At 62.3% G+C, this 13,656-nt stretch carries 13 protein-coding genes; 6 read left to right on the forward strand and 7 right to left on the reverse strand.

Going from position 1 to position 13,656, the window contains the following annotated elements:
- Positions 1-2 precede the first annotated feature (2 nt).
- Genes XI06_RS32305 through XI06_RS32320 form a run of 4 tightly spaced genes read right to left on the reverse strand, consistent with a single transcriptional unit; the run spans position 3 to position 4,712 of the window.
- Positions 3-1,091 carry an NAD/NADP-dependent octopine/nopaline dehydrogenase family protein gene (locus tag XI06_RS32305; protein ID WP_237872910.1) on the reverse strand — a complete coding sequence of 363 codons (1,089 nt, stop codon included), beginning with the start codon at positions 1,089-1,091 and terminating at the stop codon, positions 3-5.
- The gene (locus tag XI06_RS32310; RefSeq protein ID WP_237872908.1) at positions 1,088-2,614 is read right to left on the reverse strand and encodes a class I adenylate-forming enzyme family protein; all 1,527 of its coding nucleotides are present in this window, start codon (positions 2,612-2,614) and stop codon (positions 1,088-1,090) included. The genes XI06_RS32305 and XI06_RS32310 overlap by 4 nt, the downstream gene beginning before the upstream one ends.
- A 2-nt stretch (positions 2,615-2,616) precedes the next feature.
- On the reverse strand, positions 2,617-3,906 hold the full coding sequence (locus tag XI06_RS32315) for an acyl-CoA dehydrogenase family protein (protein ID WP_237872907.1): 1,290 nt from the start codon (positions 3,904-3,906) through the stop codon (positions 2,617-2,619).
- The gene (locus XI06_RS32320) at positions 3,903-4,712 is read right to left on the reverse strand and encodes an alpha/beta fold hydrolase (protein WP_237872906.1); all 810 of its coding nucleotides are present in this window, start codon (positions 4,710-4,712) and stop codon (positions 3,903-3,905) included. Before XI06_RS32320 ends, XI06_RS32315 begins: the two co-directional genes overlap by 4 nt.
- A 213-nt stretch (positions 4,713-4,925) precedes the next feature.
- Between XI06_RS32320 and XI06_RS32325 the strand changes: the two genes are divergently transcribed.
- From XI06_RS32325 to XI06_RS32335, 3 genes are all read left to right on the forward strand, one after another.
- Entirely contained in the window at positions 4,926-5,687 is a 762-nt protein-coding gene (locus XI06_RS32325; protein WP_237873013.1) for an SDR family NAD(P)-dependent oxidoreductase, read from the forward strand.
- Between the two features lie 40 nt (positions 5,688-5,727).
- Positions 5,728-6,564, forward strand: coding sequence for an enoyl-CoA hydratase family protein (locus XI06_RS32330; protein WP_237866836.1), 837 nt, complete (start codon positions 5,728-5,730; stop codon positions 6,562-6,564).
- Between the two features lie 140 nt (positions 6,565-6,704).
- Entirely contained in the window at positions 6,705-7,955 is a 1,251-nt protein-coding gene (locus XI06_RS32335) for a flavin-dependent oxidoreductase (protein WP_271607231.1), read from the forward strand.
- Between the two features lie 63 nt (positions 7,956-8,018).
- On the opposite strand, the gene XI06_RS32340 is transcribed toward XI06_RS32335, so the two are convergent.
- Entirely contained in the window at positions 8,019-8,477 is a 459-nt protein-coding gene (locus XI06_RS32340) for a cupin domain-containing protein (protein WP_128950646.1), read from the reverse strand.
- Between the two features lie 30 nt (positions 8,478-8,507).
- Positions 8,508-9,683: an ABC transporter substrate-binding protein gene (locus tag XI06_RS32345; RefSeq protein WP_271607232.1), complete on the reverse strand. Its 1,176-nt coding sequence runs from the start codon at positions 9,681-9,683 to the stop codon at positions 8,508-8,510.
- 277 nt (positions 9,684-9,960) lie between these two features.
- Between XI06_RS32345 and XI06_RS32350 the strand changes: the two genes are divergently transcribed.
- The 3 genes from XI06_RS32350 to XI06_RS32360 all read left to right on the forward strand — a co-directional run bounded on the left by XI06_RS32350 (position 9,961) and on the right by XI06_RS32360 (position 12,773).
- The gene (locus XI06_RS32350; protein WP_128954804.1) at positions 9,961-10,452 is read left to right on the forward strand and encodes a MarR family winged helix-turn-helix transcriptional regulator; all 492 of its coding nucleotides are present in this window, start codon (positions 9,961-9,963) and stop codon (positions 10,450-10,452) included.
- A 149-nt stretch (positions 10,453-10,601) separates the two neighbouring features.
- Positions 10,602-12,293 (forward strand): benzoate-CoA ligase family protein, encoded by a 1,692-nt coding sequence (locus XI06_RS32355; RefSeq protein WP_237872903.1) that lies wholly within the window; start codon positions 10,602-10,604, stop codon positions 12,291-12,293.
- A gap of 21 nt (positions 12,294-12,314) precedes the next feature.
- Complete coding sequence (locus tag XI06_RS32360; RefSeq protein ID WP_237872902.1) at positions 12,315-12,773, forward strand: RidA family protein; 459 nt, start codon at positions 12,315-12,317, stop codon at positions 12,771-12,773.
- Positions 12,774-12,800: 27 nt separating this feature from the next.
- Here the strand turns inward: XI06_RS32360 and XI06_RS32365 are convergent, their stop codons facing one another.
- Positions 12,801-13,529 carry a CBS domain-containing protein gene (locus XI06_RS32365; RefSeq protein WP_237872900.1) on the reverse strand — a complete coding sequence of 243 codons (729 nt, stop codon included), beginning with the start codon at positions 13,527-13,529 and terminating at the stop codon, positions 12,801-12,803.
- Between the last annotated feature and the right edge of the window lie 127 nt (positions 13,530-13,656).

Genomic DNA, 13,656 nt, shown 5'->3' on the forward strand with positions numbered 1-13,656 from the left:
GATCAGAATCCCTCACGAAGCAGCGTCTGCAATTCAGCTCTGTGAAGCTGGCCAAGTCCCAAGGTCTCCAGCGTTCGGCCAGTTTGCTCAAAATCTTCGTCGCAGATTGCGCCGCCGATGGCGAGGAATGCCTTGGCAAGCGGTGTGGCGACGCCCGCCAGCTTAGCGACGGACACCAGCAGCGATAGCCCAAGCCGTAAATCCTCGCGCATGTAGCGGTGCTCGGTCAGCACGATCCGCTCGCGCCAATCGCCGGAATCGGTCAGGCGATCGTGCGAACCCCGGCCATACATCCAGATCTCGCCTTCCCGCGCATAGTGGTGAGCGAGAGGGAAATGCGGGGCGCCATATCCCAGCGCCTCGCGCACTGCAATCCGCTCGGCATCGAGGGCGTCGGTCACGCGCCGGATCGCAGCTTGGGTGCCCTCCTTATGGATGTCCCACCGTTCAAAATGCTCGATCGGGCCCGCGTTCATCACGATCAGCGGCGGATGAATGATGCAGCCTGCATTCATCAGGGCGCCGGACAGCGCGTCGCCGCAGGGCTCGATCACGTCGGGGAAGGCGCGCCCGATGACCTCGAGCGCATGCGGGGCCTGATCGAGTGGGAATACGCCGACCGGCAGCCGCTTCGCACGGATGGTGATCGCGACCTCGAATGGTCCGTGCTTGCGGGTGAGCCAGGGCAGGGTGCCGGTTTCGGCGAAGCTTGCTTCGGCGCGGTTGCCTGCGTCGCGTGCGGCCTGCGCGAAGATCATCGAGCCAAATGTCGCGGGTGGCAGGAAAACCACCTGGCCGTCACGGAGGTGTGGCGCAAGGAGCCGGGCGATATCCTGCTGCGCGAAGGCGGGGGCAGGACACACGACCAGCTCGACGTCACTGACGGCTTCGGCGATATTGGTGGTCACCAGCGCCAGCTTCACGTCGTGGCGACCGTTGTGGTCCTTCACCAGGATGCGAGATCCCGCGACAAGGTGTGCCTCGACCTGCTCCGCGTCGCGGCGCCAAAGCCGAACCTCGTGTCCCGACAGCGCAAAATCGCCCGCGGCCGCGAAAGAGCCGTTTCCCCCACCCAGAACCGCGATCTTCAAGATGCTTCTCCCTGCGCGCGCGACTGCGCATCAAGTTGTTTCAGCAGAAAATGCTGAACCTTGCCAAGCGCCGTGCGCGGCAAATCGGCGACGAAAACGATGTCGCGTGGAACCTTGTAGCGAGCAAGCTGTGTCTGAACGTGCGCTTTCAGCTCGTCTGCTTCGAGACGGCAGCCGGATCGTCGGATGACATAAGCGATGGGCACTTCGTCCCAGCGCGGGTCCGGCCTTCCGATTACCGCGCATTCACTGACATCGGGATGTTCGAGCAGGACCCGCTCAACCTCGGCCGGATAGATGTTCTCGCCGCCGGAGATGATCGTATTCTTCTTGCGGTCGCGGACCCAGAAGTAGCCGTCGGTGTCGCACAGGCCGATATCGCCGGTGCGATACCAGCCGTCGTGGAGCGCATCGCGCGTCGCGTCCGCATTGCCCCAATATTCGAAGAACACGTTCGGCCCGCGCACTGCGATTTCACCCGGCGTACCCGCAGGGACCTCGTTGCCGGCCTGATCGATCACCTTCGCATCGCAGCAGAGGCCGGCAAGTCCGGTTGATCCGGAGCGCGACAGGTCGCCGCCCAAGCGGGTGTAGACCGCGATAGGACAGGTTTCAGTCGAGCCGTAGACCTGCAGCACCGGGACGCCCCGCGTAACGAAGCGATCGATCAGGTGCGGCGGCACGATGGTTGACCCTGTGGCAACGGCATTCAGCGAGGAGAGATCGGTCGTGGCCCACGCAGGATGCTCGCTGACGGCTTGGAGAATCGTGGGCACCATGACCGTCAAGGTCGGTCGCTCCCGTTCAATGGCCGCAAGCGCCGTGTCCGGCGTGAAGCGGGCGTGGATCGTAACCGTCGCGCCAAGCTGAAGTGCCGCCGTCGTCTGGATGTTGAGCCCACCGACATGGAAGAACGGAAGCACCGTCAGCACATGATCGTCCGATGTCATGTTGTGCATATGCTGGCTCATGACCCCGTTCCAGAACAGCGCCTCCTGACGCAGCACCGCGCCTTTCGGCCGTCCCGTCGTCCCTGAGGTGTAGACGATCAGCAGCGGACAGGAGAGATCGGTGTGCGGGTTACGTGCGCTGCCCTCGCTGCCAGCCAGCAAGCTTTCGTAGGTCTTGCCGCGGGGCGGTGTAAAATCGAGGCCGACGACGGCTGTCCCCGGCGCAAGTTCAGGAAGAACGTCTTCAAATGCCTGCTCGAGCACCAGCACTTTGGCGCCGGAATCGGTGAGAATGAACAGCTGCTCAGCGACCGCCAACCGCCAGTTCAGCGGGACCAGCATCGCGCCGAGCCGAGCACAAGCGTAGAGCAGGACCAGATAGTCCGGCCGATTAAGGCTCAGGATCGCAACGCGGTCGCCGCGCCCGACGCTGAACTCCTGCTTCAGGGCTGTTGCCGTTCGTTCAATCCGACGGGCGAACGCCGCGTAGCTCAGCCGCCGCCCCTCGAAGGCAATGGCCGTCTTGTCTGGCGCGAACGCCGCATTGCGATCGATTAGGCTGCAGAGGTCCACCGTTAGTCGTCCGTTTCGCCAGCCTCGTACAGCGCCTCACGGCCGATCCGGTCGAGACAGAGCTCGGCCGTCCAGGGGAGCATCAGCGAGCCACAGCGGCTGTCGCGATAGATACGCTCCAGCGGCAGGGAGCGGAGCATGGCCTGACCGCCGCAGGTGCGGATCGCGAGCGCCGCGAGTTCATTGGCGCCTTCCATCACCGAATATTGCGCGGCATAGGCGCGCAGCACCTGCTCCTTGCTCGGATTGGCACGCGCTTCGGTGACGGCCTGGAACCAGATTCCCTTGATCTGCTCGAGCTTGATCTGCATTTGAGCGACCGCAATCTGCTTGGTCGGGTACATCCGGCGCTTGACCGGCGGCATGCCCGGCACCTCGCCACGCAGATAGCGCAGGGTGAAATCATAGGCGGCTTGTGCAAGGCCCATATAGGTCGGTGACAGCGTCAGGAACATGTGCGGCCAGCGCATCGCCGCCTGGAAATAGACGCCGCGCGGCATTAGCGCGGCATCTTCCGGAACAAAGACCTCCTTGAACAGGAGCGTTCGCGAGACCGTGCCGCGCATGCCGAGGGGATCCCAATCGCCGACGACGGAAACTCCCTGTGACTTCGCTGATATCGCGAGGTAAAGCGTATTGCGGCGCGATGCCTTTTCGCCTTCCTCCATCTCGGTGCAGAGCACGCCGTAATAGTCGGCATGGCCGGAGAGCGATGCAAAGATCTTCTTGCCGTTGACGATCCAGCCGCCTGCGACGGGCCTTGCTTCTGTGCCGAACGCAACGCCGCCGGCAGCTGCCGCGCCGCCCTCCGAGAATGGTTGCGAATAGATCGCGCCGTCCTCGACGATGCGTTTGTAGTGAACCGCCCGTCGGCGCTCGTGCTCCGCGCGGGTCTCCGCGTCCATGTCGAGATCATCGGCCAAAGGGCCCGACCACAGCGTCGAACAGACGTGCATGTTCCAGGTCAGCGCGGTTGCGCCGCAATAGCGCCCGATCTCGGCGGCCGCCAGCGCGTACGTCTGGTAGTTCGCGCCCAGGCCGCCGTGCTTCTTTGGCACAGCGATGCCGAGCAGACCGACGCGATGCAGGTCGCGATAGTTCTCGGTCGGAAAGGCCGCCTCGCGATCGTAGGCGGCGGCGCGACCGGCGAACACGCTCTGGCCGATCTCACGCGCCCGGGTAATGATGCTGGCCTGCTCGTCGCTCAGTCGGAACGCCACGGGATCGAAGATCGGTGCATCCAGCGCGACCTTGTCGGTTGCGCCGATCGTCTTGCTGACTTGCATGGTCATGGCGCAACTATCCGTTTTGCAGCGATGGAATCGACGAAGCTGCCGAGAGCCTGGTCGAAGGCATCGGGACGTTCAAGGTTGGCGAGATGGCCAACGCCGTGGAGCTCGACATATTCTGCCGCTGGGATGTAGGTCGCCGTTTTCGCCATCATTGGCGCCGGGGCGTTGTTATCCTTCGAACCAGACAGCAGCAGCGTCGGGACGGATATATCTTTGAGCGTGCTGCGCTGATCGAACCCGATTAGCGCCAACATCATAGCGCGATAGCTCGCCTCCGGGACGCTTCCCATGCATTCGCGCGCCAGCTCCATTCCCCTGGGATCAGGATCGTCGCCGACGAGCTCCTTTACCAATGAAGGTGCCAGCGACTTCATTGTCTCGCCGCGATCAAGTGGGCCCAGCCGTGCCGCGATGAACGACTTTTGCCAGTCGCCGTCGGCTTTGCCGAAGGCCGGGCTTGTCTGTGCCAGAACCACCGCGCGCGCCAGTTTTGGCGATTGCACCAGCCATTTCTGGACGATCATGCCGCCGATCGAATGGCCGACCAGAATGGGCTTTGTCGCACCGAGCTGCTCGATGAATTGCTGGAGCGCTTCGGCCAGGGCAGCGATGCTGACGCTGGGGAGCGGCGCCGATCCGCCATAGCCCGGCATGTCCCACGCGATCGCGCGGTAACGATTGCCAAATGTCGAAAGCTGTTGCCGCCAGGCCCGCGCCGCACCACCGATGCCATGCAGGAAGATCAGGGGTGTTGCGCCCGGATCGCCAGCGGCTTCATAGGCGAAGCGTCCATCCTTTGTTATCATTGGCGAAGGCTGCACACGCGACATCCTTTGGCTTGCCCCGGTGATGCTAACAGGCCTGTGGGGGATGGGAAGAGATAATTTTATACTTAAAGCAATTTTCGGGCCGATCGCCCGCGTAACGGTATGCGCTACATCGATCGGCGCTTTCGTTGCAAAAATTTGAAGGTTAAAATATATCGGAGAAACGATCAGCAGATCCTAGGGAGCCAACGCATGTCCGGGTTGCCGCATTCGCCGACCGCGCTGGTGACCGGAGGCGGTCGCGGCATCGGCCGCGCGATTGCCGCCGCTCTGGTTGGCGCTGGTGCCACCGTGACAGTGCTTGGCCGGAATGCTGCTTCTCTCGAGGAAGCGATCAAAGCCGGTGCCGCGCATCATGCCGCCGTTGCGGACGTCTCGGATGAAGCTGCGCTGAGGGCAGCCATCGCCGCAGCGCATGCGCGAAAGCCGATTGATATTCTCATCGCGAATGCCGGCAGCGCCGAATCCGCGCCGTTCGCGAAATCGGACAGTGCACTTTTTGCGCGTATGATGGATGTCAATTTCATGGGCGTTGTCCATGCCGTCAGTGCTGTGTTGCCCGGCATGAAGGATCGTCCTTACGGGCGTATCGTCGCGATTGCATCGACAGCGGGGCTCAAGGGTTATGCCTATGTGAGCGCGTATACGGCGGCCAAGCACGCCGTGGTCGGTCTCGTGCGCTCGCTTGCACTGGAAATGGCTGCCAGCAACGTGACCGTGAATGCTGTGTGCCCCGGTTTCACGGATACGGATCTTGTCGCTGGCAGCATCGACAACATCATGAGGAAGACCGGGCGAACCCGCGAGCAGGCGATCGCCGAGCTCGCGAAGCACAATCCGCAGGGGCGCCTGATCACGCCGCAGGAAGTAGCGAATGCCGTGCTGTGGCTATGTAGCGAGCATGCCGGTGCGATCACCGGGCAGGCGATTGCGGTCGCCGGTGGCGAAATTTAGCGTCGTGGTAGGTGCGGAACAAGGAAGCCAAGGAGATCGCATGAGCAGACCAGCCAATCCCGTCACCGTACCACTTGCGGACTATTCGCCGCAACATTTCCTACTGGCTGTCGTTGAGGGCGTTGCCACCGTAACACTCAACCGTCCGGAGCGGAAGAATCCGCTGACATTCGAGAGCTATCGCGAACTGACGGATTTCTTTCGCGCGTGCGCGTTTGACGACGCGGTCAAGTCCATCGTCGTCACCGGCGCGGGCGGTAATTTCTCTTCCGGCGGCGACGTGTTCGAGATCATCGGCCCACTGGTGAAGATGGATACAAAGGGGCTGACCGCCTTCACGCGGATGACAGGCGATCTGGTTAAAGCGATGCGGGCCTGCCCGCAACCGATCGTGGCCGCGGTCGAAGGCATCTGCGCCGGTGCCGGCGCGATCATTGCCATGGCGTCGGACATGCGGCTCGCTGCGAGCGGAGCCAAGGTGGCGTTCCTGTTCAACAAGGTCGGCCTTGCCGGCTGTGACATGGGCGCCTGCGCGATCCTGCCGCGGATCATCGGTCAGTCGCGCGCCTCCGAGTTGCTCTACACTGGCCGCTTCATGACTGCGGAGGAGGGCGAGCGGTGGGGCTTCTTCAGCCGCATCGTGACGCCTGAGCAGGTACTCTCCCAGGCGCAGCTGCTCGCCAAGCAGGTGGCGGAAGGGCCGACTTTCGGCAACACAATGACCAAGCGCATGCTGGCGATGGAATGGGCGATGTCGGTGGAGGAGGCTATCGAAGCGGAGGCCGTTGCCCAGGCCCTGTGCATGACGACGGCCGATTTTGAGCGCGCCTTTCATGCCTTCGCCAACAAGGTCAAGCCGGTCTTCAGGGGCGATTGAGTGGCAGTTTCGACCGCAATTAAGGCTAAGCCCAAGACGGTGGCCGAGGTCGAGGCGGAGGCCACAAAGCCGCTTGCCGCAGGGTGACCGGCCGTGCGACGTTAACCCGGTTGCCTGTGTATCGAGTGGAGTAGAGGGCGATGAAGGCGATTATCGTCGGTGGCGGTATCGGTGGTCTCACCACGGCTTTGATGCTGCGGGCTCGCGGCATTGGGTGCGAGATTTTCGAGCAATCCGATACGATCCGCGAACTCGGCGTCGGCATCAACACCCTGCCACACGCCATGCGCGAGCTCGCCAGTCTTGGCCTGCTGCAAAAGCTTGACGACGTCGCAATCCGTACCGATCAGCTGTACTACCTCAACCGCCACGGTCAGGAGGTCTGGCGCGAAGCGCGCGGCGTCGACGCCGGCCACGACGTGCCGCAATTCTCGATTCATCGCGGCCGCCTCCAAGGCGTCATCCATCGCGCCGTCGAGGAGAGGCTCGGATCCGAAGCGATTCACACCGGCTGCCGGCTCGGCGCCTTCACTCAGGACGAGAGCGGTGTTACCGCATATTTCTTCGATCGCGCGGGTGCGCATATCCACACCGCGCGCGGCGATATCCTGATCGGCGCCGACGGTATCCATTCGCGCGTGCGCGACACGTTGTTTCCGAACGAGGGACCGCCGTGCTGGAACGGCCTGATGCTGTGGCGCGGTGCGCGCGATTGGCCGCTGTTCCTCACCGGCAAATCGATGATCGTGGCCGGTGGCCTCAATGCCAAGGTGGTCGTCTATCCAATCGCCGAGGGATCGAGCCCGGCGAGCCGTCTGACCAATTGGGCGGTGCTGGTGAAGCTGGGCGAGGGCAATGCGCCGCCGCCGCGGAAGGAAGACTGGTCACGGCCGGGCCGGCGTGAGGAGCTGATGCCTCACGTCGCGCGCTTCTCGGTGCCCTACATCGACGTGAAGAGCCTGATTTCGGCGACGCCGGAGTTCTATGAATATCCGACCTGCGACCGCGATCCCTTGCCCTATTGGTCGTCTGGACGCATCACGCTGCTCGGCGATGCCGCGCATCCCATGTATCCGGTCGGCTCCAACGGCGCCTCCCAGGCGATCCTTGACGCGCGCTGCCTCGCGGACGCGTTGGTGCGGGCCGAGCATCCGCGTCAGGCGTTGATGGAATACGAGAAGAAACGCCTGCCTATGACAGCGGATATCGTTCGCTCCAATCGCCGCGGCGGCCCCGAGGGCGTTATCGACGCCGTCGAGCAGTTGGCGCCCGACGGTTTTGACAACGTCGATAACGTCCTGAGCTATTCCCAGCGCGAGGCCATCGTGCGGGGCTACGCCAGCAAAGCGGGCTTCGCCGCCGTGCCGGGACTGGCGGCAGTGCGCGCCTGAAGTTGTTTTGATTGAGCGCGACCCTTCCGGAAAACCGTTTCACACTTTTCCGGGGTCACGCTCCTAGCCAGCGCCGGGAGGCGGTGGCAAAAAGTGGATGTTGAACTCGGCGGCCATCGCCACCACGTCCTCCGGCTTCTGTTCCTTCATGTTGTGAAGGCCCCAGAACAGGTCGAACAGCTTCTTGGTCGGAGACACCCAGAACAGCACTTTTGCGGTTTGGTCCGACTTGTTGAAGATGCCGTGCGGCACGCCCATGCCGAGCCGGATCAGGTCTCCGGGGGTTGCCTGCGCCTCTGAATTGCCGAGCACGAAGTCGAGCTTACCCTCCAGCATGTAGAGATATTCGTCCTGGTCAGGATGAATGTGCGGCGGCACGAATGTGCCCGGCGGCAATGTCGCATGCCAGGAGAAGCTGTTCTCGCTGTTGCTCTTCGGCACATAGGTCTGGCCCAGGATATTCCAGGAAATGCCCTGGATGCCCTCGTTGGCCCGCGTGATGCCGGTGATTTCGCTCTTCATGATAATCCTCCCTTGACGCGATGCGCGGCCTTAGTTCGCCGCCTTGCACTCCTTGGCGTAACGATCGCCGTAATTCTCAAAAACTTTCTGAACGATCTCGGTCTGGAACTTGCCGTCCGGACGCTTGGCGACCTTGGTCAGGTAAAAATCCTGGATCGGATAACCGTTGGTGTTGAACTTGAACGACCCGCGCAGCGACGTGAAGTCCGCCTTCTTCAGGGCTGTCCCGACGGCCTCCTTGTTGGAGAGGTCGCCCTTCACGCCCTTGACCGCGCTGTCGATCAGCATCGCAGCGTCATACCCCTGCATGGCATAGGTGCCAGGCACGCTGTTATAGGCGGCCTCGTAGGCGGCGACGAACTTCTTGTTCTGTGGATTCTCGAGATTGGGTGCCCAGTTCGCGCCGCCGAACATGCCGACGGCCGCATCCTGCTGTGCCGGCAGGGTCGATTCATCCACCGTAAAGGCCGAGAGTACCGGGATGCTGTCGGCGAGGCCCGCCTGCTTGTACTGCTTGACGAGGTTGACGCCGAGGCCGCCCGGCATGAACGTGAAGAGAGCATCGGGCTTTTGCGCCGAGATTTTGGAAAGCTCCGGCTGGAAATCCAGCGTGTTGAGCGGCATGTAGGATTCGTCGACAATCTCACCCTTGTAGTCGAGCTTGAAGCCGGCAACCGAATCCTTGCCGGCCTGATAGTTCGGCACCATCAGATACATCCGCTTGTAGCCGCGATCCTGCGCGACCTTGCCGAGGACCTCGTGGACCTGGTCGTTCTGATAAGACGTCACATAGAAGAACGGGTTGCAGTCCTTGCCGGCGAATGTCGAAGGACCTGCATTGGGGCTGATCAGGAAGGTCTTGGATTCCGTGACCGGCCGGTGGATCGCCTGAAGGATGTTGGAGAAGATCGGTCCGACCACGAAGTCGACCTTGTCGCGCTCAAGCAGACCCTTGACCTTGGTCACAGCCGCATCGGGCTTGAGCTCGTCGTCGACCACGACCACTTCGACATCACGACCCCCCATCTTGCTGCCGAGATCCTTCACCGCGAGCGCAAAGCCATCGCGAACCTGCTGACCAAGCGCGGCGGCGGGTCCGGAGAGGGTCACGATCACGCCCAGCTTGATCTTCTCCTGCGCGAGGGCAGGGCTCATCGCGGTGCCGAGAAGAAATGCGGCTGCGGTCAAGGTCAGTTGCGTCTTCATGATTGATCCCCCGTAACGATTGCGCCTGCGCTGCAGGCTGCGTACTCCGACCCAAGCTTATGCCGATGACGGCGCTCGCGGCAAGCCAAGCTCAAGGCGCCGTCATCGTGCGGGCAGCGGTGCATGCAAACGGCGCGCCAATTATTTGAAGCCTAAAGAAATTCGCGTGCGGTCGATTGTTGCAGCTTTGGGCTTGCGGCCGGCGTCGATTTATTTGAAGCTCAAAACGTTGGGAATCCGGGCCGGCGCCAATGCCGGCCGTGATTGGCTCATCGAAATGCTCGATTCCGAGACCAAGGCCGTCGAAACGCCGGAGGACCATGCCGAAGAGCTCCGGCTGTGGTTGCGTCTGCTCACCTGTACGACCCTGATCGAAGGCGAGGTTCGCGGCCGGCTGCGGCAGCGCTTCGATGTCACGCTGCCACGCTTCGATCTGATGGCGCAGCTCGACAAGGCGCCCGACGGCATGACGCTGTCGGATGTCTCAAAGCGGATGATGGTGTCCAACGGCAACGTCACCGGTCTGGTTGAACGCCTCGTGGAATCCGGACATCTCGACCGCCGCACCTCGGAGACCGACCGCCGCGTCCAAGTGATCCGCCTCACAAAGCTCGGCCGTGCCGAATTTCGCAGGATGGCCGCGGAGCACGAGACCTGGATCGCCGATCTCTTTGCTGACCTGACGCCCAAGGATGTGCGCGAGCTGATGCGGCTCCTGGCCAAGACCAAGGCGTCGGCGCAGAAATCGGCTGCGCGTCGCAAGCCCTAGGTCTACGGGCCGAGGCGCTCGCCAATGCCAGCTTGCTGCACCAAAATGCATGGTTTGCCCCAAATCCGCTATTGCGCAAAATTGTTTTAAGCCTAAAATGTTTTCCTGTGAGTGCTGCCGGGTGCTTTCCATGCGCAAAGGAGCGTGCGATGGCCAACGCCGCCAAGGTTCAAGTCTCGGGCTCGCAGGCCGTAAACGCTGCGACCGCCCATGTCGATAAGTTCGCGCGGCAGCATCTGCCGCCGCCAGATCTCTGGCCGGAGTTCATCTTCACGCGGCCGGAGCTGTGCTATCCGGCGCGATTGAACTGCGTCAGCTATTTCCTCGATCGCTGGGTCGAGCAAGGACACGGCGATGCGCCTTGCGTCATCAGTCCCGCCGTCAGCTACACCTATCGCGAATTGCAGGCGCTGGTGAACCGCATCGCCAATGTGCTGGTCAGCAAGCTCGGACTTGTCACCGGTGGCCGCGTGCTGCTGCGCTCCGCCAACAGCCCGATGATGGTTGCGGCCTATCTCGCGGTGATCAAGTCCGGCGGCATTTGTGTCGCAACGATGCCGCTACTGCGCGCCAAGGAGCTATCGTATCCGATCCAGAAGGCGGAGATCACGCTCGCGCTCTGCGACGGCAAACTCGCCGACGAGATGGAGAAGGCAAGGGTAGCCGCGCCCGGTCTCAAGCACGTCGTCTATTGGGGCAATGGTGCGGCCGAATCGCTCGAGGCACTGATCGCGAATGCGAGCTCTGAATTTACGGCCGTCGATACCGCCTCCGACGATATCTGCCTGATTGCCTTCACATCGGGTACAACAGGCGATCCCAAGGGCACCATGCATTTCCACCGGGACATGCTGGCGGTGTGCGATGGCTATGCGCGCAACATCCTGCGGGCAGAACAGACGGATCGGTTTATCGGTTCGGCGCCGCTCGCCTTCACTTTCGGTTTCGGCGGCGTGCTGTTTCCGCTGCATATCGGCGCCTCCTTCGTCGTTCTCGAAAAGACGACGCCCGATGACTTCCTGACGGCAATCGAGCAGTACAAGGCCACGATCTGTTTTACGGCGCCGACAGCTTACCGAGCCATGATCGGCAAGCTTCCAGGCCGCGACATTTCCTCCCTTCGAAAGTGCGTCTCCGCCGGCGAGACGCTGCCCAAGCCGACATTCGATGCCTGGCTGAAGGCGACCGGCATCAAGCTGATGGACGGGATTGGCTCCACTGAGCTGCTGCACATCTTCATCAGTGCGATCGAGGATGAGATTCGCCCAGGCGCGACCGGCAAGCCCGTGCCCGGCTATGAGGCGAAGATCGTCGATGATGATGGCAATGACTTGCCGGCGGGCACCATTGGGAAGCTCGCGGTGCGCGGGCCGACCGGCTGCCGCTATCTCGCCGACGAGCGTCAGCGCAAATACGTCCAGAACGGCTGGAACATCACCGGCGATACGTACCTGATGGATGCTGATGGCTACTTCTGGTACCAGTCGCGCTCCGACGACATGATCGTGTCATCCGGGTATAATATCGCGGGTACGGATGTCGAAGCGGCGCTGCTCACCCATCCGTCCGTCGTCGAGTGCGGTGTCGTCGGTGCGCCGGACGAGGCGCGCGGGATGATCGTGAAGGCCTATGTCATAGCTGCCCCGGGTGTGACGCCGAATGCAGAGCTCGCGACCGAGTTGCAGGAGCATGTTAAACGCGAGATCGCCCCGTACAAGTACCCGCGCGCGATCGAGTTCGTGACACAGCTGCCCAAGACCGAAACCGGCAAATTGAAGCGCTTCGCCTTGCGACAACTGGCGCAGGCGGCCGCGACGTCCTCGGGCGTTGCGGCAGAATGAGATGAGGATCAAGAATTGTCCGTGACAACGCCGAAGGGCCCACAGCTTGCGGTGCTACCGACTGCTGCCGAGGATAACACCAGCCGCGGGGCGCAGGTGCTCCAGCCCTCCGGCTGGCCGATGCCGAAGGGTTATGCCAACGGCATGGCCGTCGAGGGACGCATTGTCGTCACCGGCGGCGTGATCGGCTGGGATGCCCAGGAGCGTCTCGCTGACGGCTTTGTCGCGCAGGTGCGCCAGACGCTGAGCAACATCGCCGAGATCCTGGCCGAGGCCGGCGCGCGGCCCGAGCATCTGGTGCGCTTGACCTGGTACGTCGTCGATATGGAGGAGTACCTCGCAAACCTGAAGGAGCTCGGCAAAATCTACCGTGCGATCTTCGGTGCGCACTATCCCGCGATGGCGCTGGTTCAGGTGGTGCGTCTGGTCGAGAAGGCGGCGCGCGTCGAGATCGAGGCCACCGCCATCATTCCTCACTGAGCCGCTTCTCGCGCGCAGCTCGCCGTTTCAGCTTGCTTTGGCGAGATCGTCATCCTCGGGCGAATTCAGATAGACGCCCGACATGGTGTCGACCCAGCAGAGATGGTCGTGCACCTTTTTGACGCCCTCGACGTTCTCGGCGGCTACGACCGCTGCCTGTCGTGCCCGCTCCTCGGTGATGACGCCGCTCAAGTGAACGATACCATCGCGCACGATGACATTTAGCCCGAACGGGCACCAGTCGTATTTCTCCATGGCATCGATGATGCGTCCGCGGATGTGATCGTCGTCGGCAGTCGGGTCCGGCACCTCGCGGGCAAGGCCTGCCACCGCTTGTAGCAGATTGGCGCGTGACACGATGCCGACGACCTTGTCGCCGCGAATCACCGGAAGACGCTTCACATTGTTTCGCTCCATCAGATCGACGATCTCGGCAAGCGCGGTATCCTCGGTGATGGTTACGGGCGATGTGGTCATCACCTCGGAAACTTTGCGGCCGTGTTCGTGGACGAAGTCGCTGGCCGACTTGCCGGAGCCGAGAATGAACCGCAGCCAGCGTCCGCGTTTGCGCCCGGTACCGATTTCACTGCGGCGGATGAAGTCACCCTCCGAGACCACGCCGACTAGCTTGCCGCTGTCGTCGACCACGGTCAGGCCGCTGACGTGACGCTTCAGCATGATATTCGCGGCTTCGACGATGCTGGTGTCGGGGGTAACTGAGATGACCGACCGGGTCATGATCTGGTGGGCGCGCATGGGGTGCTCCGCTGGCTTGTCAAATTTTTGCAGGTCAAATCTAGATGGTGCCCGGCGGTATGGTTTGACGCATGTCAAGCGACGAGCTCGGTCCGTCCTGGTTGAGCGATTGTGATCAATCTCTGCA

This window comes from Bradyrhizobium sp. CCBAU 11434 (assembly GCF_028128895.1).
In the GTDB taxonomy this organism is placed as follows: domain Bacteria; phylum Pseudomonadota; class Alphaproteobacteria; order Rhizobiales; family Xanthobacteraceae; genus Bradyrhizobium; species Bradyrhizobium zhengyangense.